This window comes from Nocardia pseudobrasiliensis NBRC 108224 (genome assembly GCF_001613105.1).
In the GTDB taxonomy this organism is placed as follows: Bacteria; Actinomycetota; Actinomycetes; order Mycobacteriales; family Mycobacteriaceae; genus Nocardia; species Nocardia pseudobrasiliensis.
Map to the genome: position 1 here is coordinate 245243 of NZ_BDBS01000009.1, position 25146 is coordinate 270388.

Genomic DNA, 25146 nt, shown 5'->3' on the forward strand with positions numbered 1-25146 from the left:
CTATCTTCGGTATATGAATCAGGCGGCTCGGCTGGTGCGGCATCAAGGCGGGGTACCCGTTTACGGCTATCGCAGCGATCCACTCACGCCGCCGGTTTCACTCATGCGCTACGACCCGTCGACGCGGCCGACCGGGCATCCGCATATCCATGACTTCCCGGTGCTCTGGTACAGCGCGGCCAGCGGCACGGTCTGCGTGGTCGCCGCGGGCGAGGTCGTCGACGGCACCGCGGCGGGGATCGACGGTATGGGCACCGCGGTCATGTTCGATCCGGCCGCGCTGGGCGAGGATGCCCGCGCGCCGTGGCCCGCCTGGCATTCGCATCCGCTGCTCTATCCGTTCCTGCACGGCAGACGCGACGGCCTGCTGAGGCTGACCATCCCGCCGGAGCGACGCCCGCTGTGGGACAACGCGATCGCCGCCATCGAAGCCGAACTCACCGAACGCCACGACGGCTACCGCCAAGCCACCCGAGCCCATCTCACCCTGCTCCTGATCGACCTGTCCCGCATAGCGGCCGACGTGGTCGGCGACCTACGCCGCAGCGGCGAACCGCTCCTGGCCGAGGTCTTCGACATCATCGACAAACGCCACCACGAACCCCTCTCCCTCAGCGACATAGCCCGCACGGTCAACCTCACCCCCGGCTACCTCACCACCGTCGTCCGCCACCGCACCGGCCGCACAGTCCAAGACTGGATCCTGCACCACCGCATGACCCAGGCCCGCCGCCTCCTGACCGAAACCACCCTCCCCATCTCCGAAATAGCCCGCCGAGTGGGCCTCCCCGACCCCGGCTACTTCACCCGCCAATTCCGCCGAACCCACGGCCTCCCACCCCGAACCTTCCGGATCAACTCCCCCACCTGACCCCTCGCTTCGCTCGGGGAAAGGGGAGGATTCCGCCGGGGAGGAAAAGGAGGTCGCACGGGAAGAAAAAGGAGAATTCCGCACGGGACAATCGGATTCCGAACGATGCACCGTCCGACCCCGCCCCCTTGTGGCCCTCAGGCCCGCTACCCGCTTGTTCCCTGCGCTCCCCGGCCCGCTACCCGCATGTTTCGCTGCACCGCCCGGCCCGCTACCCGCATGTTTCCCTGCGCCCTCCGGCCCGCTACACGCATGTTTCCCTGCGCCCTCCGGCCCGCTACCCGCATATTTCCCTGCGCCCTCCGGCCCGCCGCCCGCATATTTCCCTGCGCCCTCCGGCCCGCCGCCCGCATATTTCCCTGCACCGCCCGGCCCGCTACCCGCATGTTTCCCTGCGCTCCCCGGCCCGCCGCCCCCTTGTTTCCCTGCACCGTCCGCCCAGCGGGCGGTGCAGGGCCCCGCTCAGCTGATATCAACCGACCCGTCGAACACCATCGGTGTCGGTCCCGGCATGCAATCGCGGAACATGGTGGTGGGCATGGGGATTCCGTAGCCGATCATATTCGGCTGGCCGTTGTGGCCCTTGGTTACGGTGATCTGGACCGCCATGGAATCCGGGGGGAACAGCATGATGGGCTGGGTCGTGGTGATCGGGTAGACCAGTGACACGGTGTCGCCGTTCACTCTCAGGCAGGTGACCGGGCCGGTGACCTGCACCGGCAACGGCATATTCCCGAATTGGGCCGTGGCCAGATAGGTTCCGGTGGCCGGGCCGTCGCCCGTGCCCTGTGCATTGATGTGCAGCACGTTCATGCCCATCACTTGCATATTGCCGTCGATCGATACGCCGACGGGCGCGGCCACCGCCTGTCCCGTCGCCGCCAGCACCGCCGCCCCGGCCGCAGCCGTGGACACGGCGAAACGAGTAAGCCGAGTTGTCATGGGAAAACGCCTCCTACGGTAGGTTTCCGGCGGCCGGATACCCCCTGCGGGAGCGCCTATTCGGGCGAGCGGTTCACGCTGGCCGGGCGTTGCGCACTGCCGCTGCGGCGGCTTCGTGCCCGTCAGCGCTCAGCCCCGAGATCACGCCGTCGATATCGGCGGACGGCCGATTCTGGCTGAGCTTGAATTTCGCCTCGATCCGGGTGATCGACAACTCGACCCCGACGATCGCCCGCAGCAGTCCCGAAATGAATTGCGGCGGAGCGTCATCCACCGACCACGGATTCACCCGCCCACCCTCGTGCCGCTCGGACAACTCGACGACATTCCGCTCCACCCACGCCGGATCATCATGCACCGTCAGCCGCCCATAGACATGCGCCGTCACATAATTCCAAGTAGGCACCACCCGCCCATGCTCCCCCTTACTCGGATACCACCCCGGCGACACATACGCATCCGGCCCTCGCACAATAACCATCGCCTCCCCAATCACAGGCCGCCTCCACTGCTCATTGACCCGAGCCAAATGCCCTCGCAACACCCCCTCCCCCGCCCCGTCATACACAAGCGGCAACGTCGTGGCAACAATCCCCTCCGCCGTCACCGTAATCAAATCGGCAGCCCCACACCGCCCGAGCAACTCACGCACAGCCTGCTCATCGGGAACGAAAGACGCGGGAATATACATGCCCCCACCCTGACCGAACCCCACCCGAACCAACAGATCCGCTTCCCCAACACTGGCCCTGAGCCAACCCCAGCCCTCGCTTCGCTCGGGCGGGAATATGGATTTCCCACTCGGAATCGAGACGGGCGACTTTCCCCTTCCCCGCCCGAGTTTCCCCTTCCCCCGCCCGAGCGAAGCGAGGGCTGGGGTCAGGCTGCTTGGGGTTGTGGGAGGTGGGCGGGGCCCGTGGTGGGGCGGGCGTTGCGGACGGCCAGGGGGAGGATCCAGCTGGCGGCTATTTGGTCCCAGGCGAATTTGTTGAGGGTCAGGCGGTTGTGGACGAAACCTATCGATAGTCCCGAGCGGGGGTCGGCCCAGCCGAAGGAGCCGCCCAGGCCGATGTGGCCGAAACCGGCGGGGGCGCCGGGGGCGGGGAGGGAGTGGTAACCGAGGTGCCAGAGCATGGGGAGGTAGAACAGGGCGTGGTCGAGGTGAAGGGTTTGGACCTTGCGTAGGGAGCGGATCGTGTTGGCGGACAGGTACTGTCGGCCGTTGGCGGTGCCGCCGCAGGCCAGGGCGCCGTACATGGTGGCCAGGGCGCTCGAGGTACATACGCCGTTGCCGGCGGCCAGCTCTGTGTTCAGGATGGGTGGTTCGTCGCCCTCCAGCAGGGCCTCGAGGCCGGGGAGGAACAGGGCGCGAGTGGCCGCGCCGGGCGCGCCGGGGATGCCGGAGGCACGGCCGAGGAACATCGCGCCGATCACGGAACCCGCTGCGGCCAAACGCGATCCCGACAGTGCCGCGACCGACATGGCGGTGTCCGCGGGCGGTCGGCCCAGATACATCCCGTCGATCCCGAGCGGTTCGGCGACCTCGCTGCGGATCAACTCCCCCATCCCCCGACCGGTCACCGACCGCGCCAGCCCGGACAGCAGCCACCCGAACGTCAACGCGTGATAAGCCGGAACACCCAGCAGCCGATCGGGTTTCGCCGCCGCGAGCCGCTGCTCCATCAGCCGATGATCGAGCACCTCGTCCAACCCGGCGGCGATCGGCGCCAGCCCGGACAGCCCGGCTCGATGAGTAAGCAACTGCCGCACCGTGATTCGATCCTTACCGGCCGCGCCGAACTCCGGCCAGTACGCAGCCACAGGCAGGTCGTAATCGATCAGCCCGCGATCGGCGAGACGGTGAACAACCGTTGCCGCGATACCTTTCGTCGCCGAGAACACGATGCTGCCGGTATCGCGCGTCCACGCCACCCCCGGCGCCGCCTCCCCGGTCCACACCTCCGCCAGCACCCGACCGTGCCGATGCACCGACAGGGCCCCACCGGCTCCGCGCCGATTGCCCACCAACCTGGCGAAGGTACGCACCAGCGGTTCGAATTCGGCGGCCGCATGCCCGCCCATATCGGCGGGAAGATCCGCGGTAGCGGAGGAAAAAGCGTCGTTGCTCACATACCCACGGTACTTGCGAACAACAGCGGTCGGCAATGATGTTGGCCGACCGGTGATTTCCCGTCCACCCACCCGACCGCCCCCGCTCACCGGGCCGCGACCACATCGTGACCCCACCTCGAGACACGCCGCGATCTGCGAGAACGTCCGTCGAATATCACCGAACCCCACGCCCCGACCCCACACCGATGGATACGCTGAGTTATGCGATCGTTGCGATCAGTGGCCGTCGTACTACTCCTCCCAGCCCTGGTATCGGCCTGCTCGAAAGCGCCATCGCCCGCGCCCACGCCGACCAAGGCCCCCGCCCAGGATCTGGTCGGCGACTGGAACGGCACGCTCGCCCTGCCCAACCACGCGCTCCCCCTGGGCATCACCGTCACCAGGGACGCGACCATCACGGTCACCATCCCCGAACAGGGCATCTACGACAAACCCACCATCCAGGTCACCACCGATCCGGACAATGTCGGCTTCACCATCCCCGACATCCCCGGCGTCCCGACCTTCAAGGGCCGCCACGACCGCGCGGCCGACACCCTCACCGGCACATTCAGCCAATCCGGCAACCAGCTACCCCTGACGATGAACCGCGGCAAGGTGCCCCCGCCGCCGCGTCCGCAGGAACCGAAACCACCGTGGCCGTACAAATCCGAGGACGTCACCTATCGCAGCGGCGATATCACCATCGCGGGCACGCTCACCGAGCCCAACACCCCCGGCCCGCACCCCGCGGTGATCCTGATCAGCGGCAGCGGCGCCCAGGACCGTAACGAGGAACTGCTGGGCCACAAGCCCTTCCTGCTCCTCGCCGACACCTTGACCAGGGCGGGCTACGCCGTCCTGCGCACCGACGACCGCGGCGTCGGCGGCACCGGCGGCAAACTCGACAGCGCCGACTACCGCGACCTGTCCAACGACGTCGTATCCGGAACAACCTTCCTGCGCACCCGCACCGACATCGACCGCAACCGCATCGGCCTGCTCGGCCACAGCGAGGGCGGCTACCTCGGCCCGCTGGTCGCCTCGCGCCCCGACAGCGGCGTGGCCTTCGTGATCATGATGGCGGGCCCGGCCGCCTCGGGTTCGGATGTGCTGCTGGAGCAGAACAAACTCCTGCTCACCGCCCAGGGCGCCAGCCCCGAGGAACTGCGCAAACAGACCGAATTCGTCAGCACCCTGGCCACATTGATCCGCACCGGCGATATGGAACAGGTGCGCCGGTACCTGCTCGACCACAATGCCTCGATCCCCGCGAACGAACAGGCCACCCCCGCGCAGATCGACTTCTACACCTCCCCGTACTGGGCGTCGTTCATCTCCTACGACCCCGCCCCGGCCCTGCAGGCCCTGCGCATGCCGGTCCTCGCCTTCTACGGCAGCAAGGATCTCCAGGTCCCGGCCGCCCAGAGCGAACCGCTGGCCCGCCGGGATCTGGCCGCTGATCCCGATGCCGATATCCATGTCTTCGACGGCCTCAACCATCTGATGCAACCGGCCGGATCGGGCCTGCCCGCCGAATACCCGACCATCGAAACCACCATGGCCCCAGAGGTTCTGGACTACATCACCGCCTGGCTCACCAAGCGTTTCCCGCCCGGTCGCTGACCGCCTCGAGCACCACGAACGAATGCCCCGGGACCGCGGTGCCCGCGGCATTCGGCTCGACCTCGTCCCACGAGGCCAGCACGGCACCGACGAACGGCACGACCACGGCCGCCGCGGACAGATTGCACACCAGACGAATCCGATTGCGGCACACCGCGATCCACCCCTTGTCGTCGTCGAACTCGACCCCCACCCCGGCCAGCCACGGATCGGCGATATCGGCGTACTCGCGCCGCAGCGCCAGCAGCGTGCGATAACACTCGAGCAGCCGCGCCTGCTCCGGCTCACCGAGTTCGGCCCAGTTCAGCTTCGACCGCTCGAACGTCGCCGGATCCTGCGGATCGGGCACCTCGGCCGCCGCCCACCCGTGCTCGGCGAACTCCTCCTTGCGCCCATGCGCGACGGCCGCGGCCAACTCCGGTTCCGGATGCGAGGTGAAGAACTGGAACGGCGTGCGCGCACCCCATTCCTCCCCCATGAACAGCATCGGCGTATACGCCGACAACAGCACCAGCGCCGCCTTGATCGCCAACTGCCCGCCGTCCAGATACGCGCTCGGCCGATCACCGAGCGCGCGATTGCCCACCTGATCGTGGGTGCAGGTGTAGGCCAGCAGCGCGCTACCGGGCACCACCCGGGTATTCAACGGCCGCCCGTGCACTCGTCCTCGGAAGCTGGAATACGTTGCGGCATGGAAGAATCCGCGCCGCAATGTCTCCGACAGGCAGCCCAGTGAACCGAAATCCGCGTAGTAGCCCTGCCTTTCGCCGGACACCGCGGCATGTACGGCGTGATGCAGATCGTCGTTCCACTGCCCGTGCAACCCGAACCCACCGGCCGCACGCGCGGTGATCAACCGCGGATCGTTCAGATCGCTCTCCGCGATCAGCGTCAACGGCCGCCCGACGCGCGCCGAGAGCCGCTCGACCTCCACCGCCAGTTGCTCGAGCAGGTGGATCGCCCGATGATCGACGAGCGCGTGCACCGCGTCCAACCGCAGCGCGTCGATATGGAACTCGTCGAACCACCGCAGCGCGTTGTCGACGATGAACCGCCGCACCTCGTCGGACCCCGGACCGTCCAGATTCACGCTCTGGCCCCAAGTGTTGCGACCCTCGCTCAGATACGGTCCGAACCGCGGCAGATAGTTACCCGAGGGCCCGAGATGGTTGTAGACCACATCCAACGCCACCGCCAAACCCCGCGCATGGCAGGCATCGACGAAGCGCTGCAACCCATCCGGACCGCCGTAGGGTTCGTGCACCGCGTACCACAGCACACCGTCGTACCCCCAGTTGCGCACGCCGTTGAACGCGTTGACCGGCATCACCTCGACCGTGGTGATCCCGAGCGCCACCAGATGATCGAGCCGCCCGATCGCCGCGTCGAATGTGCCCTCGGGGGTGAACGTCCCGATGTGCAGCTCGTAGATCACCGACCCGGCCAGCGGCCGCCCGGTCCACCCGGAATCGGTCCACCGGCCGGTGTCGAGCGTGTGCACGGCCGAATGCCCGTGCACACCGTCGGGCTGACGCGGCGAGCGCGGATCGGGTAGGACGGCCGGATCGTCGTCGAGCAGAAATCCGTAGCGGGCGTCGTCACCCGCCGCGAGTTCGACCCGCCACCATCCGGACGTATCCGCCGACATCTCGGATACGCGACCGTCCACCTCGACCCGCACTCGCCGCGCCCGCGGCGCCCACACCTCGAACAAGGTCACCGCCCCAGCATGGCAGCCCGCTAGCCGCGGCGGCGTTCGAGGAGGTCGTGGAGCTGTTCGAGATACGGCAGCCGGGAACTGTCCAGCCGCACCTTCCCCGCCTCGACCAGCACCACCAGCGCGGCGGCCTTCTGCGGGCAGCCATCGATTCGGCAGCGCCGATGGGCCTGCCAGATCAGATGTGCGCCGTTCACGGTGAGCGGCCGGGCACGCCGCACATGCCGGTTCACCGGTGCTCCGGAACGCGGGCAGCCGATCGCACCGATCGCCGCGCCGCGCGCCGCCCCTGATTGGCGCCCGCGCAGAACGCGGAGATCTTCGTGAAACGACGTAACCGCGAATCCACCCGAGCACATCCGAACCTCTGTGTATCGGCGATCGAAACGCCGTACACCCCAGTGACTTCCGATGGTTCCATCGTGAACCGCCTCTTGGCTCCGCTAATCTTGGGCATTCGGCACAACTCGGTCACCGACCGCTCGGTCTCCACGAATCGAGACCGATTTTTCACACCGAATGCACGTGCAATTGTGCTTGCAGATGTGCGTTATGCGGTAGCGTTGCGGTGTTGCCAGTAGTTGCCATGACTGCGCAACGAGTGGTGAAAGTTGTTGTACTGAAACGGATTGTTAGCGGTATGAACGACTGGCAGACATTCGGGGGTGAGTTGCGGCGCTTGCGCCTGCAACAGGACAGGTCCCTGCGCAGCCTGGCCAAAAGCATTCGATACGACGCGGGGGCGCTGTCGCGGATCGAGAACGGTCTGCGCAGACCGCCGCTCAAGATCGCGCAGGATCTCGACGCCGAACTCGACGCCGGGGGCTCGCTGATGTCGCTGGCGAGCGAGTGCGGGGCGTTCGCCCCCGACGGCATCAGCGCGGCCGCCGCCCGCTCGCTGGCCTTCGCCGACTGGGCGACCGGCGAAGGGGCCGACCAGCTTTCGGTCGACAGCCTGCACTACGAGATCACGCGGATCGCGTCCAGCTACGTCCACGCACCACCGCAACCGCTGTTCAACGATCTGCAGTTGCTACGCGATCAGGTGTGGCAGCTGCTGCGGCACGGCCCCTCACCCTCCCGCGCGCGAGAGCTGATGTTCCTCGGCGGCGCGGCGATCGTGCTGCTGGCGCAGGTCACCGACAATCTGGGTAATTCGGTAGCGGCGATGCAGCACGCGCTCGCGGCCGAACGGCTGGCCGAACGGGCCCAGCACACCGCACTGTTGGCCTGGGCCGACGGGGCCAAGGCGCTGATCGCCGAGTGGAGCGGAAATCCGGCCAAGGCCATCGAATTCGCCCAGCAGGGCGCGCTGGTGGCGCCGCCGGGTGAGCAGCGCGTCCGACTGGCCGCGCTGGAGGCCCGCTGCGCGGCTCGGCTCGGCCGGGCCGAACAGGTGCGGGCCGCGGTGTCCCGGGCCTTGGCGGCCGGCGAACAGGCCGGTGATGTCGACGACATCACCGAATTCGGTGGGGTGCTGCGGTTCTCGATGACCAAGGCGTCCTACTACATCGGCAGCGCCTTCCGCCTGATCGGCGATTACGACGAGGCCGAGCGCTGGGCGAACAGGGCGATCACCGCCTATCAAACGGGGCCGAGCCACGAACGCAGCTACGGCGACGAGGCGCTCGCCCGCGTGGACGTGGCGATCGCCCGGATCGCGCACGGGTCGGTCGACGGCGCGGGCGAGGTCCTGACACCGGTCCTGGCGCTGCCGCCGGGGCAACGCATCCATCCGGTGCTGGAGGGCCTGCGGCAGGTGGACACCCATCTGCAGGGCCAGTCCGGGACCGGCCGCCGACTCCGTGACGAAATCTCCTCCTTCAGAACTCCCGAGACATGGACACAGCACTGATCGACCGGCCCGCCGGACACATTCTGGAATTCGCCTGCCGCCGTGTGGGTCTGGCCGCGCACAGCGCCCGGCTGGTGCACGCCCACTCCAATATCGTCTACGTCCTCGAACGCGAACGCGTGGTCGTCCGGATCAGCGATACGGACAACCGCGGGCTGCGCGCCCGGGCCTCGGTCGCGATCGCCCGCTGGCTGGCCGACCAGGGCCTCGCGGTGACCGAACCCGCGCGCGACGAGGTGGTCGAAATCGCCGGGGCCACGGTCACATTCTGGCGCTACTACCCGCAGCCCGATCGCTCCCGCCCGCCCGCCCGGGAGCTCGGCGCGATTCTGCGCGATCTGCACGGCCTCTCCGATCCGCCGTTCGAACTACCGCGCTATCGACCGCTGGACGGGTTGGCGCAGGTACTCGACGCGGGCCCGCGCACGCTGCCCGAATCCGATCGGCGTTGGCTCGACGAGCGCCGGACGCTGCTGCTGGGGCAGTACGACGGGCTCGAGTCCCGGCTCGGAATCGGCATGGTGCACGGCGACGCCTACCCCGGCAATACGATCTGGGACGAGGACCGCGGGCTGCTGGGCGATTGGGACGAGGTCGCGATCGCGCCGCGCGAATTGGATCTGGTCAATATCTATCAGGGCGGCGTCCGCTTCGGCCACAGCGCCACCGAACTGCACGAATTCGGTCTGGCCTACGGCTGGGACGTGCGCGAGTGGGTGGGCTTCGAGGTGCTGCGGCAGATCCGCGATCTGCACACCCTCACCTCCTACATCCGCCGCGCCGAGGCCGGTGACCTCGCCGCCGCCGCGGAATTGTGCCACCGGATGCGCAGCCTGCGGGATCCGCGCAGCGCCGACGTGCGCTGGCACGCGGTGGCGTGACACAGTGGGCCCGTGGGTATCTACAGTGACCAGGTGCTACCGCGCATCGTGGATCTGTCCTGCGGGGCGCGGCTACACGACGACAAGCGTCGCCGGGTGTGCTCCGGGCTGACCGGCCGGGTGGTCGAGATCGGTTTCGGTTCCGGACGCAATGTGCCGTTCTATCCGAAGACCGTGGCCGTGGTCAGCGCGGTGGAACCCGCCGGACTGGGCTGGGAGCTCGCGGCGAAGCGACTGGCCCACGCGCCGGTTCCGGTGGAACGCGCGGGACTGGACGGACAGGCGTTGCCGTTCGCCGACAACAGCTTCGACAGCGCGCTGTCGACCTGGACCATGTGCACCATTCCGGATATCGATACCGCGCTGCGAGAGATCCGCCGGGTGCTGATCCCCGGTGGCACGCTGCACTTCGTCGAGCACGGCCTCGCACCCGATGCGGGCATCCAGCGGTGGCAGCATCGACTGAACCCGGTCCAGAAGACCCTGTTCGGCGGCTGCCATCTCAATCGCGATATCCCCGCCCTGCTGGACCGGGCGGGTTTCGAAGTCCGGGAGCTGGATTCGTTCTATGAGAATCCGAAGGTGCTCGCGGCGCAGGTCCTCGGCGTGGCGGTCTCGCCGTAGTCAGCGCGGCACGGCCGAATACTCCTGTTCGGGGCGGCCGGTACTGCCGTAGCGCAGCTGCATGCGCAGCGTGCCCGTGCCGACCAGGGTGGCCAGATAGCGCTGGGCGGTGGCGCGCGAGACGCCGGTGACGGCCGAGACCTCGGCGGCCGACATGGGCGTGGGCGAGTCCAGGATCGCCTGTAGCACAAGCTCTTTGGTGGGCGAGGCGGGGGCGGCAACGGGGCTCGCCGCGCCGAACGGGCGCAGCGCCTCCACCGCGGTATCGATATCGCGGGCGGTGACCACCGAGGTCGACAGCAGGCGGCGATAGCGGGCGTATCCGGCCAGCCGGGTGGCCAGCACCGAATGATCGAACGGCTTCACCAGATACGCCAGGGCCCCGGCGCTCAGGGCCGAGCGCACGGTATCGGCCTCGGTCGCGGCGGTCAGCATCATGGCGTCGAATCGGATCTCGCGCACCAGATCTATCCCCGAACCGTCGGGCAGATAGACATCGACCAGCGCCAGATCGAATCGCGCGGTGTCGATGGCAGACCGTGCCGCCGACAAGGTGTGCACTGCCGCCCCCACCGCGAAACCCGGTAGCGCCGAGACGATTCCGGCATGCAGATTCGCCACCCGGAAATCGTCGTCCACGACCAGTACGTTCAGATCGACTGCGCCCACACCACTTCTCCCTCTACCAGCACCCCCGGCAACCGTGCGATGAATTCCGCACCGCCCGGGGAAGTCTCGCCGCCACCGGGATGCGCCAGCACCACATCCCCGCCCAGCGCCCGCGCCACCTGCCGCGACAACGCCAACCCCACGCCCCGACCGCCGGGCACCCCGCCGTCGGCCTTGGTCGAAACCCCTTCGGCGAATACAGATTCCGCCAACTCCGGCGGCACACCCGGCCCACTGTCGGCGACGGTGATGTGCAGCGTCGCGCCCTCCTGCACCAGCTCGATCTCCACCTGTCGAGCATCGGCCGATTCCGTATCGTCGTCGAATCCCACTGTCCGCACGGCCTCGATGGCATTGTCGAGCAGATTACCCAGGACGGTCGTGACCTCCACGGGCGCAATCAGATTGGCATCGACCCACGTATTGGGACCGAGGCGCAGGCGGACATTGCTCTCGCGGGCGTGGGCGGCCTTGGCGGCCAGGAAGGCCTGCAGATACGGGTCGCGGATGGCGTCCATACCGGGTAGGGCCGCGCCGAGCGGTCCGGAGCCCAGCAGTTCGTCGATGTACTGCGAGGCCTCCTCCGGGCGGCCGCCGTGCAGCAGACCGCTGAGCAGGTGCAGGCGATTGGCGAATTCGTGGCGCTGGGCGCGCAGGACGGTGCTCATCGAGCGGACCGCGTCCAGTTGACGGGTCAGCGATTCCACATCGGTACGGTCGCGCACGCTGAGTACCGCGCCCAGCGGGCGGCCGTCGCGGCTGACCTCGCGGGCGGTCAGGACCACCAGCCGATCGCCCACCGCGGCGGGCACCGGACGGCCGTCCGCGGCACGGAAGACCTCCAGAACCCTTGGGGTGAGCCCGATCTCGTCGACCGGAAGCCCGCCGACCGCACCGATCCCGAGCAGCCGTCGCGCCTCGTCGTTGATCACGGTCGTGCGCCAGCGGGTATCCACGGCCACTACACCCTCGCCGATCCCGTGCAGCACCGCGGCCTGCTCGCGCACCAGTTCGGCCAGTTCCGCGGGTTGCAGGCCGAGGGTCAGCCCATGCCAGCGCCGGGCCAGCAGCAGTGACCCCACCACTCCCGCCAACAGCGCCGCCGCGGCGAACAGCGCGGCCCGGCGCAGATCGCGCAGCAGCTGCTGATGCACGGCCGCGGTGGAGATGCCGACGCTCACCTCGCCGACCACACGCTGGTTGTCCGGCTGCAGCACAGGCACTTTCGCCCGCACGGACTCCCCGAGCGTGCCCAGCTCCTGGATCACCACCTCCGAACCGCCCAGGGCCGCGGAGGGATCGGTGCTCACCCGCTCCCCCAACCGCACGATCTCCGGATGCGCCAATCGAATTCCGGCATCGTCGGTGATCACCACGTACAGCGCACCGGTCCGCACCCGGGCCTCCTCGGCGACGCGCTCAAGCTGTCCCCCGGCGAGCTCCTGCGACAGTTCCGGCCCCACGGCGGTTGCCGCCGAATAGCGAGCCACCTCGGCGCGCACCGCCGGCTCGGCCGCCACGGTGCGGGCTATCGCCAGCGCCCGCTGCCCGTACTCACCGGACAGCCGCTGCTCACCCACATACGCGAATACGCCGAACGCGATACCCAGCGTCAGCGCGACCAGCACGACCTGCAGCAACACGATCTGCGTCCGCAACCGCACGGCGCGGCCGAACATCCTCATCGTGACACTTTGTATCACCGTGCACAGAATGATCACAATGCCGCGAGCACAATGCGCAGAACGCGGACATTGCGGGTTGCGGAGGTTGTGCGCACAAGCGATCCACTGTGACCTGCGGCACCTATGGTCGAATCCCGAGTCGCACGTCACACGGTGCGGCAGGAAATTGCAGGAGCTCGACATGACCAACCCACTCATCGAGCTGCGGGGCGCGACCAAGCGCTTCCCCGGCTCCGGCGGTGGCATCCACACCGCGGTGAAGGATCTCCATTTCACCGTCGCCCCGGGCGAATTCGTCGCCGTCGTCGGCCCCACCGGCTGCGGCAAATCCACCACGCTGTCGCTGGTGTCCGGCCTGGAGAAGACCTCGGCCGGACGCACCCTGGTGCGCGGAACGGATGTCGTGGGCATTCCCGAAGGCATCGGCTACATGTTCCAGCAGGACGCCGTGCTGCCGTGGCGAACCGTGCTCGACAATGTCGCCCTCGGGCCGCGGTTCGGCGGCATCTCGAAGGCGCAGGCACGCGAGCGGGCCGCGGAGTGGGTGCGCAAGGTCGGCCTGGCCGGATTCGAGCGCTACTACCCGCATCAGCTGTCCGGCGGTATGCGCAAGCGAGTGGCGCTGGCCCAGACCCTGGTCAACGAGCCCGAGATCCTGCTGATGGACGAGCCGTTCAGTGCGCTGGACGTGCAGACCCGCCAGCTCATGCAGGACGAGTTGCTGCGGGTGTGGTCGGGAACCGGTTCGGCGGTCATCTTCGTGACCCACGATCTGGAGGAGGCCATCGTCCTCGCCGATCGGGTGGTGGTCATGACCGCGAGCCCGGCCACGGTCTGCGGTGATTTCACCGTCACGCTGGACCGGCCGCGCGATGTGGAGGAGGTCCGGATGACCGATGAGTTCCGGCGGCTCTACACCGAGATCTGGGGCACGCTGCGCGACCAGGTCGAGGCCGCCCGCGCGAAGGGAGCCCGTCGTGTCGCCTGACACCATCGCCCGGATCGCCACGGCCGCACCGGAAGTCGAGGCCGAATCCGAGGAACAGATCCTGGCCCGCGCCCGCGGCCAGGCCCGCCGGTCGGCCCTGCGCACCTGGGGGCTCAGGGCCGTACTGGTGGTGCTGTGGCTGGGGTCGTGGGAGCTCACCGCGACGCTGTGGATCGATCCGTTCGTCTACTCCAAACCGTCGCGCATCTGGGACCGTCTGGTCGAATGGTTCTCGCAGGGAACACAATTCGGCTCGATCTGGCTGCAGATCTTCACCACCGTCGAGGAGGCGGTGCTGGGCTTCGTGATCGGCAGCGTCGCCGGTGTGGTGCTGGGCGTACTGCTGGGACGCAGCCGATACTGGGCCGAGGTGCTGGCGCCGTTCATCAAGGCGCTCAACGCCGTTCCGCGTATCGTGCTGGCCTCGCTGTTCATCATCTGGTTCGGGCTCGGCCTGGAGTCCAAGGTGGCGACCGTGGTCGTGCTGACCTTCTTCGCTGTGTTCTTCAACGCCTTCACCGGGGCGCGCGAGGTGGACGGCAATGTCATCGACAACGCCCGGATCCTGGGTGCGGGGCGCTGGCAGGTGCTGTCACAGATCGTGCTGCCGAGCGCGACAACCTGGATTCTGTCGAGTCTGCACACCGCCTTCGGTTTCGCGCTGATCGGCGCGGTGGTCGGTGAGTACGCCGGTGCGTCCAAGGGGTTGGGTCTGCTGATCTCCAACGCGCAGAACACCTTCGACGCGGCCGGGATCTACGCGGGCATGATCATCATCACCGTGGTGGCGCTGCTGGCCGAATGGGGTATCGGGGCGGCGGAGAACCGGCTGCTGAAATGGCGTCCCTCGCAGGCGCAGTCGGCGCGGGAGGTGTGATGCGCTACCGCAAGCACATCGCGGTCGTCCTGCTGGCGATCTGCACGCTGCTGGTGGCCACAGGCTGCCGGGATTCGCGACGCATTCCGATGGTGAACGGACATCCGCAGATCACCATCATCGTGGGCGGGCTGGAGAAGGTGATCTACCTGCCCGCCATGCTCACCGAGCGGTTGGACGGGTTCGCGCGCAATGGAATCGACGTCAAACTGATCGGCCAGTCCTCCGGGTCCAGCGCCGAGCTGGCGCTGCTCACCGGCGAGGCGCAGGGCGTGGTCGGGTTCTACGATCACACCATCGATATGCAGTCCAAGGATCAATGTCTGCGCACCGTGGTGCAATTCGCGGATGTGCCCGGCGAGGTCGAGTTGGTGTCGAAGGCCGATGCCGAATCCGTCACCTCCCCAGCCGATTTCCGCGGGCGCAAGCTCGGGGTGACCTCGTTCGGATCCTCGACCGACTTCATCACCCAGGCACTGGCCGGGCAGGCGGGGTTGAAACCGGCCGACTACTCGACCGTGCAGGCCGGTGCGGGACAGACCTTCATCTCCGCCATGAACCACGACGGCATCGATGCGGGTATGACCACCGATCCCACGGTCGCGCAGATGGTGAAGTCCGGTGAGGCGAAGGTATTGCTGGATATGCGAACCGAGGCGGGCACCCGGGCGGCCCTCGGCGGCCTGTATCCCGCGTCCTCGCTCTACATGCGCTGCGATATGGTCGACGCCCACCCCGATATCGTGCAGAAACTGGCCGACGCCTTCGTCCAGACCCTGCGGTGGATCAAAACCCACTCCGCCGAGGACATCGCCGCCACAATGCCCCCGCAGTACGCCTCCGGCGGCAAGGACCTCTATATCCAGTCCCTGCGCGATTCGATCGGCATGTTCAACGGCGACGGCCTGATGAAACCCGAAGGCTCCCAGAATGTTTTGAATATTCTGGGTCAGTACTCCCGCTCGGTGAAGCCCGCCAGGGATCGGATCAAGTTGGAAGAGACGTATACCAACGAGTTCGTGCAACGGGCGTTGGACAAGAGGCAGTAGGTAGGCCGTTCCCCGCCGGGCAGGCCCCACCTCGCCCAGCAGGCCCCACCATTTCCCTGAGTTCCGGCCCTGGCCCCACTATTTTCCCCGAGTTCCGGCCTTGGCCCCACTATTTTCCCCGAGTTCCGGCCCCCAGGGCCGGAACTCGGGGATCACCTACGTCTCCGGCCACCCACCATAAGGCACCGTAATCAACTCCATATAATGACCATTGGGATCAAGGAAATAAACCCCCCGACCACCGTCATTACGATTGATCTCACCCTCGAGATGCTGATGCGGATCCGCCCAGAACTTCAACTTCCAGCCCTGGATCTTCGCGAAGGCCGCATCGAATTCCGCCTCGGAAATCAGGAAGGCGTAGTGGGTCGGCGCGATCTCGGTGACATGTGGTGGGACCGTGGCGAAGTCGAAGGTGACCCCATTCGCCACGACGATGGGAATGAACGGCCCCCATTGCGCGCCGACGTCCAAACCCAATATCTCCGCCCAGAATTCGGCGGTTTCCCGATTGTCACGACATCCGACAATGGTGTGGTTGAACTGTACAGACAGTTTGGATTTCTCCTCTGGTAGTGACGATCCCGACCCTGGACCGGTACAAGTCGGCCGACAGGAGCATAGCCACTCCACGAAGGCTACACCGCGCTGTCGGCTTTGCGAAGTCGCGCGGCCCGCAGGGCATGCGCGGTGAAGACCGCCAGCGCCAGCCAGATCAGCCCGAATCCGGCCCACCGCGACGGCGGCATGGCCTCATGCCCCACCAGCACACCCCACGCCATTTGCAGTGCGGGAGTGAGATATTGGAGTATGCCGATGGTCGACAGCGGCACTCGCGCGGCGGCGAGGGCGAACAGCAGCAGCGGCACCAGCGTCACCGGTCCGGTCGCGATCAGCAGCGCGGTGTGGCTCACGCCGTGCCCGAAACTCGCCTGCCCGGTCACCGCGAAGGCGATGGCCACCGCCAGCGCGACCGGGGCCGACACCAGTCCCTCAGCGGCGATGCCGCGCATCGGGTCGAGGCGGATCACCTTCTTCACCAGACCGTAGGTGGCGAATGAGCAGGCCAGGATCAGCGCGATAACGGGTGGTTTGCCATAGTCGATGGTCAGCACGATCACCGCGGTCGCGCCCAGTCCCAGTGCGAGCCACTGCGGCCACGCCAGCCGCTCGCGAAAGATCACGACACCGAACAGCACCGTCACGAGTGGATTGATGAAATAGCCGAGCGCGCATTCGACCACATGTCCGGTGGTCACGCCGTAGACGTAGACGCCCCAGTTGGTCGCGATCGTCACGGCCGCGACGGTGGCCAGCCGCCAGGTGGCCGCGTCGATCGTGCGCAGTTCCCGCAGGCGACCGGAGACCGCAAGCAGCGCCAGCACCACGACCAGGGTCCACAGAATGCGCTGCGCCAGAATCTCGACCGGACTCGCGAATTCCAGCAACCCGAAGAACGCCGGAAACAATCCCCAGATCAGATAGGCGCTCGCCCCGAAGACCACACCCCGCGACCCGCGTCGCACCGGAACCACATCCACTTCGGAACCGCGTAACTGCACCGTAACGACGCTAGTTCCACCCGGTAGCCATGTCGAGCCGTTTCCGGCCCGGCCGGTCACCGTCCTCACAGCCGCCCGGCCCGTACGGTGAGATCGGGGCAATCTCGCGGCTACGCGCGGATACCGTCTCGCGACCGCGGACTAACGACGACGCAACAGCCCGATGCTGTCCTGGAAACATGCGAATCGACACCCACACGATCTACGACAGGATCGGCGGCCACGAGGCCCTCGAAGCGGTCGTCGACGACTTCTACGTCCGGGTCCTCGCCGACACCGACCTCGCCCCGTTCTTCACCGGCACGAATATGGCCCGCCTCAAAGGCCGCCAGGTCGAATTCTTCGCCACCGCCCTCGGCGGCCCCGACCCGTACACCGGGGCCCCGATGAAACAGGTCCACCAGGGCCGCGGCATAACGATGCACCACTTCACCCTGGTGGCCGGTCACCTCACCGACGCCCTCACCGTGGCAGGTGTCCCCGAAGATCTTGTCTCTCAGATCATCTCGGCTATCGCGCCGTTGGCTGACGATATCGCCTCGACGGCGTGATCGTCAGTCCGGAAGGCGCACAACCCCGTCCATGTACCGATGACACCGCCCCGACAGCAGCACCCGGTCGCCGTCGAGGGCGCAGTGCAGTCGGCCGCCGCGGGCGGAGAGTTGGTGGGCGGTGAGGTTCGCGCGGCCCAGATCTCGCGACCACAGGGGGACGAGTTGCGCGTGGGCGGAGCCGGTTACCGGGTCCTCCGGGATCGCGCCCTGGGAGAAATAGCGGGAGACGAAGTCGGCGGTGTCGCCGGGAGCGGTGAGGATGACGCCGCGCGGAAGTTTCGGGAACCCCGCCACATTCGGGCGGGCCTCGCGGACTTCGTATTCGGTGGCCAGGACCAGGACCTCGTCCTGGCCGGTCAGCGCGCGCATGACCCGGACGCCCACGGCCGCCGCCAGTTCCGGGTCGGGAACCACATCGACCGACGGCAAGGCCGGTAGGTTCAGGACGAATTCGTCGTCATCGGTGCGATCGACGCTCAACCAGCCGCTGCGGGTGAAGAAGTGCACGCGGTCGGAGCCCGGATACAGGTCTTCGAGGATTTGCGCGGCGGTCGCCATGGTGGCGTGGCCGCACATGTCGATCTCGGCCTCCGGGGTGAACCAGCGCAGGTGGAACGCGGGGCCGTCCGCCGGGGCCGCACCGGCCGACGGCGGCAGAACCGAAGTGTAGAAGGCGGTTTCGGCGAGGTTGTTCTCCTCGGCCAGGTGCTGCAGCAGCTCGTCGGGCAACCATTCCAGCAGCGGCATCACCGCCGCCGGATTGCCCGTGAACGGCGCATCGGCGAAGGCATCGATCTGATGCAGCAGGACCTCCATACTGCCGAAGGTACCCTCGCCGCCAATCGACACGCGGCACAACGCAGCCACGGCGCGCCATAGCATCTGTCCAGTTCACCGGGCTCGAATCCGCGCGGCGGTCAGCCCTTTTCGCCGGGCGCCTCCGGCAGCAGCCCGCGCCGCTCACCGCTCAGCAGGGCGCTGACCCACCAGGCCACCTCGACCAGCACGATGCCGATCACACCGCATATCGCCGCCGTCCCGGTCAGTGTGAGGTTGGACGGATCGAGTTTGAAGAAGTGCCTGGTGAACGGCACCGTGAACAGGATCAGATAGCCCGCCGCGGATCCGAAGATCAGCAGCAGCTTCCACCAGTTCCACGGCCGCGCCACGATCGCCAGCACCCAGACCGCGATGATCAGCAGCGTGATCAGCGCGGTCGTACCCGCCTGCACCTTCTCCGTCTCGGACTGATCCGCGCCCTGATAGGCGATCAGGTATGCCACGAAGGTCATCACCCCGATCACCATCCCGGACGGCACCGCCAGCCGCAGCACGCGCGGCACGAAACCCGTTCGCGCCCTTTCGTTGTTGGGCGCAAGCGACAGGATGAACGCCGGAATGCCGATGGTGAACCACGCCGCGATCGTGACGTGCCGCGGCAGGAACGGATACGGCACGGGGTCGTAGTGGAACCACTGCGATCCGATGCCCACCACGCCGACCAGGAATGCCAGCAGCACCGAGTACACGGTCTTGGTGAGGAACAGATTCGAGACGCGCTCGATATTGCCGATCACCCGCCGGCCCTCGCCCACCACATATGGCAGCGTCGCGAACCTGTTGTCCAGCAATACGATCTGTGCGACCGCGCGGGTGGCCGGACTGCCCGCGCCCATGGCCACGCCGATATCGGCGTCCTTGAGCGCGAGTACGTCGTTCACGCCGTCGCCGGTCATGGCGACGGTATGTCCGCGCGACTGCAGCGCCGCGACCATGGCCCGCTTCTGATCGGGACGCACACGGCCGAAGGTGGTTTCGTGGTCGAGCACATCGGCCAACTCGTCCTGCCCGTCGGGCAGTTTGCGGGCGTCGACGGCGTGGTCGCCGCCGGTGAGACCCAGCGAAGCGGCCACTGCGCCAACCGAAACCGCGTTGTCGCCGGAGATGACCTTGATCGCCACATTCTGTTCGGCGAAGTACTCGAGGGTCTCGCGCGCGTCGGGGCGCACCTTCTGCTCGAGCACCACCAGCGCCTGCGGCGTGACCCGGCCCGGGGCGTCGGGGGCGTCGACCGCGCCGGAACTGCTCGCCAGCAGCAGCACCCGCAGGCCCTGTGCACCGATTTCCTGTGCGGTGGAGGCGATTTCGGAGCCGGAGTCCAGCAGCACATCGGGTGCGCCGAGCAGCCAGTTGCCGTGTTCGCCGTAGGAGAATCCGCTCCACTTCTTGGCCGAGGAGAACGGCGCGATACCGGTCTGCCGCCAGCCCGGCCCGTCCCCGGTCGCCTCCTTGATCGCCAGCACACTGGCATTGGGGCGCGGATCGTCGGAGGCCATGGCGGACAGCACTTCTCGCAGCGCCGCCTCGTCCGTGTCGCCGACCGTGCGAATCTCGGCCAGCCGCATACCGTTCTCGGTCAGCGTGCCGGTCTTGTCGGCGCACACCACATCCACCCGCGCCAGGCCCTCGATGGCGGGCAACTCCTGCACCAGGCATTTGCGCTGACCCAGCCGGACCACACCGACCGCGAACGCGATCGAGGTCATCAGCACCAGGCCCTCCGGAACCATGGGCACCAGGGCCGCGACCATGCCGTTGAGGGCCGAACGCCAGGATTCGTGACTGGAGAACAGCTGGTTGTAGATGGTCACCAGACCGGCCGGGATCAGCAGGTAGGTGATGACCTTCAGGATCGTATCGATGCCGTTGCGCAGTTCGGAGTTGACCAGGGTGAATTTGCTGGCCTCGGAGGCGAGTTTGGCGGCGTAGGCGTCCTTGCCGACCTTGGTGGCGCGGTAGCAGCCCGAGCCGGAGACCACATAACTGCCCGACATCACCTGGGCGCCAACGGTTTTGTCGATCGCGTCCGCCTCGCCGGTGAGCAGCGACTCGTCGACCTCGAGCAGTTCGCACTCCACGACCTCGCCGTCGACCACGATCTGATCGCCGGGGCCGAGTTCGATCAGATCGTCGAGCACCACATCCTTGGGCGCGACCTCGCGCGCGGCGCCCTCGCGGCGCACGACCGGCTTGGCCTGGCCGACGATCGCGAGTTTGTCCAGGGTCTGTTTGGCGCGCAGCTCCTGCACGATGCCCACGACGCTGTTGGCCACGATCAGCAGGCCGAACATGCCGTCGATGAGCGAGCCGGTCGCCAACACCAGCACGAACAGCACCCCGAGGATGGCGTTGATGCGGGTGAAGACGTTCGCCCGGACGATATCGGCCACCGAGCGACTGGCTCGATCCGGCACATCGTTGCTCTGCCCGTCGCGGATGCGTTGCTCGACCTCGGCCGTGGTCAGACCCGGCGCACGCGATGCCTGCTCGGTGATGGACATGCTCGACAGCCTAGAACGTGTCGGACTAATCGGGCAGTATGCGGTGCATTTGCCGGGCGCCGCGTGGGCGCATGATGAGCGCGGCGACGTAGTAGACGCACGGGCGGTCGGAGTTGTTGGCGTAGTGCAGGGTCGCGTCGGCGGCGAGGTAGATCGAGTCGCCGGCGCTCAGCTCGACGATCCGGGTGCGGTCGACGGTGAGGGTGACGGTGCCGGATTCGACGTAGATGAATTCATGCGAACCCGGTGCGTAGGAAGGGTATTCACCCGGGACGCAGCCCGGCGGCAGGGCGGAGCGGATCCATTCGAAGTTCACCCCCGCCACCACCGGGGTGAGGATGGTGCGCTGCCAGCCCTGTTCGTGGACGACGTCCTGTTCTGCCGCGCGGCGCACGATCATGCGCTCGTCGTCGGATTCGGCGACCAGGGCCGAAAGCCGCGTGCCCAATCCCCGTGCGACACGATCCAGCACCACGACGGTCGGCGCCTTGTCCCCGTGCTCGACCGCCGACAGCATGCTGACGCTCACCGCCGACAGCTCGGCGAGCTGCTGCAGGGTGAGACCGCGCTCATGGCGCAGCCGCTGAATGCGGTGGCCGAGCGCAACCAGATCCATCTACACTATAGTAGTGACTGCTTCCTCTATAGAGAAATCGCCGACGCTCCGGCACGGCACCGAGGCCGATCTACCGGCGGTCGCCAAGATCTACGCGCACTACGTGACCGAGACCGTGGCAACCTTCGAATTCGATGCCCCCGACACCGCCGAATGGCGCCTGCGCTTCGCCTCGATCACCGCCGCCGGATTACCGTTCCTGGTAGCCGAATTCGACGGCCGCCTCGCCGGCTACGCCTACTGCGGCCCCTGGAAGCAGCGCCCCGCCTACCGCAACACGGTAGAAAACTCGATCTACATCGCCCCCTGGGCCACCGGCCGCGGCCTCGGCGGCCGCCTCCTCGACGAATTGCTGACCGAATGCCGAACCCGAGGCATCCGAGAGGTCATAGCCGTAATCGCCGACAGCGGCGACCTTACCTCCCCAGCCCTGCACCGCGGCCGGGGTTTCGTCGAGGCGGGCCGGTTACGCAACGTGGGCCACAAACACGACCGGTGGCTGGACACGATCTTGATGCAGCGCAGTTTGTAAGGGACCCGACCCCTGTCGTGCATCGCGCTGCGCTGCACGACAGGGAAAAGGATGCGGCAAGCGCGGCGGATAGAGCGCGTCCCTCGCACAAGATGAGTGCGCGCCGCAGGCGGCAAGCGCCTCGCGCAACACAGATGCGTGACAGAGGCGTCAGGCGCCGCATCCAAGAAGCGCGGCGAGCGGGAGGAAGATGCCCAGCACAATGTCACCTCGCGCCCAGCCTCCCCATTTCCCGGCGCAATGTCGCTCGCGCCCAGCTCCTCCCTTCCCCCGCAACGTCTCTCGCGCCCAACTTCTCCCTTCCCCGGCGCAATGTCGCTCGCGCCCGGCCTTCTCACTTTCCCGGCGCGCTTTTCGCCGGGATGTCAGTTCTCCGGGATCGGCCCGTCGTCCGGGCCGGGGGCGGCCCTGTCGGTGTACTCGGGCAGTAGTGGGGTCACCGCGAAAATTCCCGCGTCGGCGGGTAGGGCCTCGATTGATCGGATGTCGTTGTGGGAGGACAGGGCTCGCAATTGGTTCAGGCGGCCGCGGAGGATCAGGGCGATCGTGCAGGGGCAGCCGGAGCGTAGGCGGGTCGCGGAAACCTTGGCGATGCGGGCGGCGCGGTCGTCCAGGGGTGGGGTGTGGTCCAGGGTGGCGGCGGCGGAGCTGGCCGTCGCTATGGCGGCCTGGTCGCCTGCGGGGACGGGGAAGGTGAGGACGGGGGTGAGGACTCGGTCGAGTGGGACGTGGTGGAGGACCTGGGCGATGCGTAGGCCATCGGTGTGGTCGGGGATGCGGTCGGGGGTGATGCCGGTGGTGAATGACGCCAGGGCCCAGTGGTCGTCGGAATCCGTGCCGGACAGGGAAAGTTTCGCGCGCGCAAGGTAATCCGCGATCGGCTCGTTCGCATCCGGGCCGAGGCGGTCGGTGGCGATGACCGAGGCGCGCGGCGGGTAGGCCCAGCCGAGCGCCACGATAAGCACCACGAGCACAAGCGCCGCGCCGGCGAATACGGCCGCGCGCAGCGACTCACGCACCGCGCAGCACGTCCAGCGCATGCTCCAGATCCGCCGGATAGTCGCTGGTGATCTCGACCCAGCGGCCGTCGGCGGGATGCGCGAAACCCAGAGTCCTGGCGTGCAGCCACTGCCGTTCCAGACCCAGCCGCTCGGCCAGTCGCGGATCTGCCCCGTAGGTGAGATCGCCGCAGCAGGGATGGCGGACCGCGGAGAAGTGCACCCGAATCTGATGGGTGCGACCGGTTTCCAGATGGATGTCGAGCAGGCTCGCCGCCTGGAACGCCTCGATCGTGTCGTAGTGGGTCACACTCGGCCGCCCGTCCGCGGTGACCGCGAACTTCCAGTCGTTACCGCGCGCCCGCCCGATCGGCGCGTCGATCGTGCCGCTGGAGGGATCCGGATGCCCCTGTACCAGAGCGTGATAGCGCTTGTCGACCGTGCGCTGTTTGAACGCCCGCTTGAGCACGGTGTAGGCATGCTCGGACTGCGCGACCACCATCACCCCGGAGGTGCCCACATCGAGCCGGTGCACGATGCCCTGCCGCTCGTGCGCGCCGGAGGTCGAGATCCGATAGCCCATCGCCGCCAGACCGCCCACCACCGTCGGCCCGGACCAGCCGACACCGGTATGCGCGGCCACCCCGACCGGCTTGTCCACCGCGACGACATCATCGTCGGCGTAGAGGATCTTCATCCCCTCCACCGGAGTCGCCTCGACGGTCAGTTCGCGCTTGGGCTCGGGGAATTCGACCTCGAGCCAGGCCCCGCCGGTGAGCCGCTCCGATTTGCCCACGGCCACGCCATCGATCTGGACCGCGCCCTCCTCGGTGAGCGAGGCCACGGCCGTCCGCGACAACCCCAGCAGGCGCGACAGCCCGGCGTCGACCCGCATACCGTCGAGCCCATCCGGAACCGGCATGGCCCGGGTCTCCCTCATGCTGTGTCCTTCCGTGCATGAGCCCGGGGCCCTGCTTGGTTACGCACGCTGCCTCCTCGGGACCCCGACGGGCTCACGCGTCCGCCTCCGGAGCCCGCTCGTCGCGACCCGAGCGGGTCCCGTCCGGCTCGAATCCGAATACGGTGAGCGCCACCAGCAGGATCGCCCCGCACACGATCGAGGAGTCGGCCACATTGAACACCGGCCACCACTTGGTCACCGAGATGAAGTCGACCACATGCCCCTGCAGCGGTCCCGGCGCGCGGAACAGCCGATCGATCAGATTGCCGACCGCACCGCCCAGCACCAGACCCAGCCCGACGGCCCAGCCCACCGACCGCAGCGAGCGGCCGATACGGATCACACCGACCACGACGGCCGCGGCGATCAGGGTCAACAGCCAGGTCATGCCGGTGGCCATGGAGAACGCCGCACCCGGATTGCGCACCAGGGTCAGCCGGACCACGTCATCGATGATCGAAATCGGCTCGCCCGGCTTCATTTTCGCCACGACCAGGGCCTTGGTGCCGAGATCCAGCGCGAACACGACGGCGGCGACCGCCAGTAGGGCGGGTAGCCGCCGCGGCCGGACCGGGGCTTCGCCGGGCGGCTCGTGGTCGTCGGTGTGCTGCTCGCGCTGCCGGTCGTTACTCACAGCAGACATCATCCCCTATAGAGATAGCGGCCCCGTGGCCCGCCGCGTCCCA

The 25146-nt window shown here is 67.6% G+C and carries 25 protein-coding genes; 10 read left to right on the forward strand and 15 right to left on the reverse strand.

The genetic code is table 11. The annotated features are described in order from the left end of the window. Positions 1 to 13: 13 nt before the first annotated feature. Positions 14 to 871 carry a helix-turn-helix transcriptional regulator gene (locus tag NP4_RS10740; RefSeq protein ID WP_067995992.1) on the forward strand — a complete coding sequence of 286 codons (858 nt, stop codon included), beginning with the start codon at positions 14 to 16 and terminating at the stop codon, positions 869 to 871. A 462-nt stretch (positions 872 to 1333) separates the two neighbouring features. On the opposite strand, the gene NP4_RS10745 is transcribed toward NP4_RS10740, so the two are convergent. The 3 genes from NP4_RS10745 to NP4_RS10755 all read right to left on the reverse strand — a co-directional run bounded on the left by NP4_RS10745 (position 1334) and on the right by NP4_RS10755 (position 3943). After that, the gene (locus NP4_RS10745) at positions 1334 to 1813 is read right to left on the reverse strand and encodes a hypothetical protein (RefSeq protein ID WP_067995751.1); all 480 of its coding nucleotides are present in this window, start codon (positions 1811 to 1813) and stop codon (positions 1334 to 1336) included. A gap of 73 nt (positions 1814 to 1886) precedes the next feature. After that, positions 1887 to 2504 (reverse strand): FMN-binding negative transcriptional regulator, encoded by a 618-nt coding sequence (locus NP4_RS10750; RefSeq protein WP_067995753.1) that lies wholly within the window; start codon positions 2502 to 2504, stop codon positions 1887 to 1889. 188 nt (positions 2505 to 2692) lie between these two features. Then, on the reverse strand, positions 2693 to 3943 hold the full coding sequence (locus NP4_RS10755) for a serine hydrolase domain-containing protein (protein ID WP_174556117.1): 1251 nt from the start codon (positions 3941 to 3943) through the stop codon (positions 2693 to 2695). A gap of 222 nt (positions 3944 to 4165) precedes the next feature. Between NP4_RS10755 and NP4_RS10760 the strand changes: the two genes are divergently transcribed. Beyond that, entirely contained in the window at positions 4166 to 5551 is a 1386-nt protein-coding gene (locus NP4_RS10760; RefSeq protein WP_307596920.1) for an alpha/beta hydrolase family protein, read from the forward strand. Here the strand turns inward: NP4_RS10760 and treZ are convergent. After that, positions 5523 to 7271 carry a malto-oligosyltrehalose trehalohydrolase gene (gene treZ, locus NP4_RS10765; RefSeq protein WP_067995759.1) on the reverse strand — a complete coding sequence of 583 codons (1749 nt, stop codon included), beginning with the start codon at positions 7269 to 7271 and terminating at the stop codon, positions 5523 to 5525. The genes NP4_RS10760 and treZ overlap by 29 nt on opposite strands. 20 nt (positions 7272 to 7291) lie before the next feature. Next, positions 7292 to 7501, reverse strand: coding sequence for a hypothetical protein (locus NP4_RS40830; RefSeq protein WP_147287971.1), 210 nt, complete (start codon positions 7499 to 7501; stop codon positions 7292 to 7294). 407 nt (positions 7502 to 7908) lie between these two features. On the opposite strand from NP4_RS40830, the gene NP4_RS10775 reads away from it, so the two are divergent. The 3 genes from NP4_RS10775 to NP4_RS10785 are packed head-to-tail and all read left to right on the forward strand — an operon-like array spanning position 7909 to position 10628. Then, positions 7909 to 9123, forward strand: coding sequence for a helix-turn-helix domain-containing protein (locus NP4_RS10775; RefSeq protein ID WP_067995762.1), 1215 nt, complete (start codon positions 7909 to 7911; stop codon positions 9121 to 9123). After that, positions 9108 to 10004 (forward strand): phosphotransferase, encoded by an 897-nt coding sequence (locus NP4_RS10780; protein ID WP_082875742.1) that lies wholly within the window; start codon positions 9108 to 9110, stop codon positions 10002 to 10004. The genes NP4_RS10775 and NP4_RS10780 overlap by 16 nt, the downstream gene beginning before the upstream one ends. A gap of 12 nt (positions 10005 to 10016) precedes the next feature. Further along, positions 10017 to 10628 (forward strand): class I SAM-dependent methyltransferase, encoded by a 612-nt coding sequence (locus tag NP4_RS10785; RefSeq protein ID WP_067995769.1) that lies wholly within the window; start codon positions 10017 to 10019, stop codon positions 10626 to 10628. On the opposite strand, the gene NP4_RS10790 is transcribed toward NP4_RS10785, so the two are convergent. Together NP4_RS10790 and NP4_RS10795 are read right to left on the reverse strand one after the other, a co-directional pair. Next, the gene (locus tag NP4_RS10790; protein ID WP_067995770.1) at positions 10629 to 11297 is read right to left on the reverse strand and encodes a response regulator; all 669 of its coding nucleotides are present in this window, start codon (positions 11295 to 11297) and stop codon (positions 10629 to 10631) included. It lies immediately after the preceding gene. Continuing rightward, positions 11279 to 12982, reverse strand: coding sequence for a sensor histidine kinase (locus NP4_RS10795; RefSeq protein WP_245997902.1), 1704 nt, complete (start codon positions 12980 to 12982; stop codon positions 11279 to 11281). Before NP4_RS10795 ends, NP4_RS10790 begins: the two co-directional genes overlap by 19 nt. A gap of 181 nt (positions 12983 to 13163) precedes the next feature. Between NP4_RS10795 and NP4_RS10800 the strand changes: the two genes are divergently transcribed. Genes NP4_RS10800 through NP4_RS10810 form a run of 3 tightly spaced genes read left to right on the forward strand, consistent with a single transcriptional unit; the run spans position 13164 to position 15896 of the window. Next, positions 13164 to 13970: an ABC transporter ATP-binding protein gene (locus NP4_RS10800; protein ID WP_067995771.1), complete on the forward strand. Its 807-nt coding sequence runs from the start codon at positions 13164 to 13166 to the stop codon at positions 13968 to 13970. Beyond that, positions 13960 to 14847: an ABC transporter permease gene (locus NP4_RS10805; protein ID WP_067995777.1), complete on the forward strand. Its 888-nt coding sequence runs from the start codon at positions 13960 to 13962 to the stop codon at positions 14845 to 14847. Before NP4_RS10800 ends, NP4_RS10805 begins: the two co-directional genes overlap by 11 nt. Next, a complete protein-coding gene (locus tag NP4_RS10810) occupies positions 14847 to 15896 on the forward strand; it encodes an ABC transporter substrate-binding protein (RefSeq protein ID WP_067996006.1) in 1050 nt (349 codons plus the stop codon). The genes NP4_RS10805 and NP4_RS10810 overlap by 1 nt, the downstream gene beginning before the upstream one ends. 156 nt (positions 15897 to 16052) lie before the next feature. Here NP4_RS10810 and NP4_RS10815 read toward each other — a convergent pair whose 3' ends face one another. Then, positions 16053 to 16631: a VOC family protein gene (locus tag NP4_RS10815; protein ID WP_444980113.1), complete on the reverse strand. Its 579-nt coding sequence runs from the start codon at positions 16629 to 16631 to the stop codon at positions 16053 to 16055. Further along, a complete protein-coding gene (rarD, locus tag NP4_RS10820; RefSeq protein ID WP_373863821.1) occupies positions 16535 to 17458 on the reverse strand; it encodes an EamA family transporter RarD in 924 nt (307 codons plus the stop codon). The genes NP4_RS10815 and rarD overlap by 97 nt, the downstream gene beginning before the upstream one ends. Positions 17459 to 17637: 179 nt before the next feature. Here rarD and NP4_RS10825 point away from each other — a divergent pair, with 179 nt between their 5' ends. After that, complete coding sequence (locus NP4_RS10825) at positions 17638 to 18009, forward strand: group I truncated hemoglobin (protein ID WP_067995779.1); 372 nt, start codon at positions 17638 to 17640, stop codon at positions 18007 to 18009. A gap of 3 nt (positions 18010 to 18012) precedes the next feature. Here NP4_RS10825 and NP4_RS10830 read toward each other — a convergent pair whose 3' ends face one another. From NP4_RS10830 to NP4_RS10840, 3 genes are all read right to left on the reverse strand, one after another. Then, complete coding sequence (locus NP4_RS10830) at positions 18013 to 18828, reverse strand: PhzF family phenazine biosynthesis protein (protein ID WP_067996013.1); 816 nt, start codon at positions 18826 to 18828, stop codon at positions 18013 to 18015. Positions 18829 to 18929: 101 nt separating this feature from the next. Continuing rightward, positions 18930 to 21353 (reverse strand): cation-translocating P-type ATPase, encoded by a 2424-nt coding sequence (locus NP4_RS10835; RefSeq protein WP_067995782.1) that lies wholly within the window; start codon positions 21351 to 21353, stop codon positions 18930 to 18932. A 25-nt stretch (positions 21354 to 21378) separates the two neighbouring features. After that, positions 21379 to 21969, reverse strand: coding sequence for a helix-turn-helix domain-containing protein (locus NP4_RS10840; RefSeq protein ID WP_067995785.1), 591 nt, complete (start codon positions 21967 to 21969; stop codon positions 21379 to 21381). A 13-nt stretch (positions 21970 to 21982) separates the two neighbouring features. Here NP4_RS10840 and NP4_RS10845 point away from each other — a divergent pair, with 13 nt between their 5' ends. Next, positions 21983 to 22501 carry a GNAT family N-acetyltransferase gene (locus NP4_RS10845; RefSeq protein ID WP_245997901.1) on the forward strand — a complete coding sequence of 173 codons (519 nt, stop codon included), beginning with the start codon at positions 21983 to 21985 and terminating at the stop codon, positions 22499 to 22501. A 365-nt stretch (positions 22502 to 22866) separates the two neighbouring features. Here NP4_RS10845 and NP4_RS40835 read toward each other — a convergent pair whose 3' ends face one another. From NP4_RS40835 to lspA, 3 genes are all read right to left on the reverse strand, one after another. Then, positions 22867 to 23520, reverse strand: coding sequence for a hypothetical protein (locus NP4_RS40835; protein WP_245997900.1), 654 nt, complete (start codon positions 23518 to 23520; stop codon positions 22867 to 22869). Then, a complete protein-coding gene (locus NP4_RS10855; RefSeq protein ID WP_067995793.1) occupies positions 23513 to 24439 on the reverse strand; it encodes an RluA family pseudouridine synthase in 927 nt (308 codons plus the stop codon). Before NP4_RS10855 ends, NP4_RS40835 begins: the two co-directional genes overlap by 8 nt. Positions 24440 to 24512: 73 nt before the next feature. Beyond that, a complete protein-coding gene (lspA, locus tag NP4_RS10860; RefSeq protein ID WP_245997899.1) occupies positions 24513 to 25103 on the reverse strand; it encodes a signal peptidase II in 591 nt (196 codons plus the stop codon). Between the last annotated feature and the right edge of the window lie 43 nt (positions 25104 to 25146).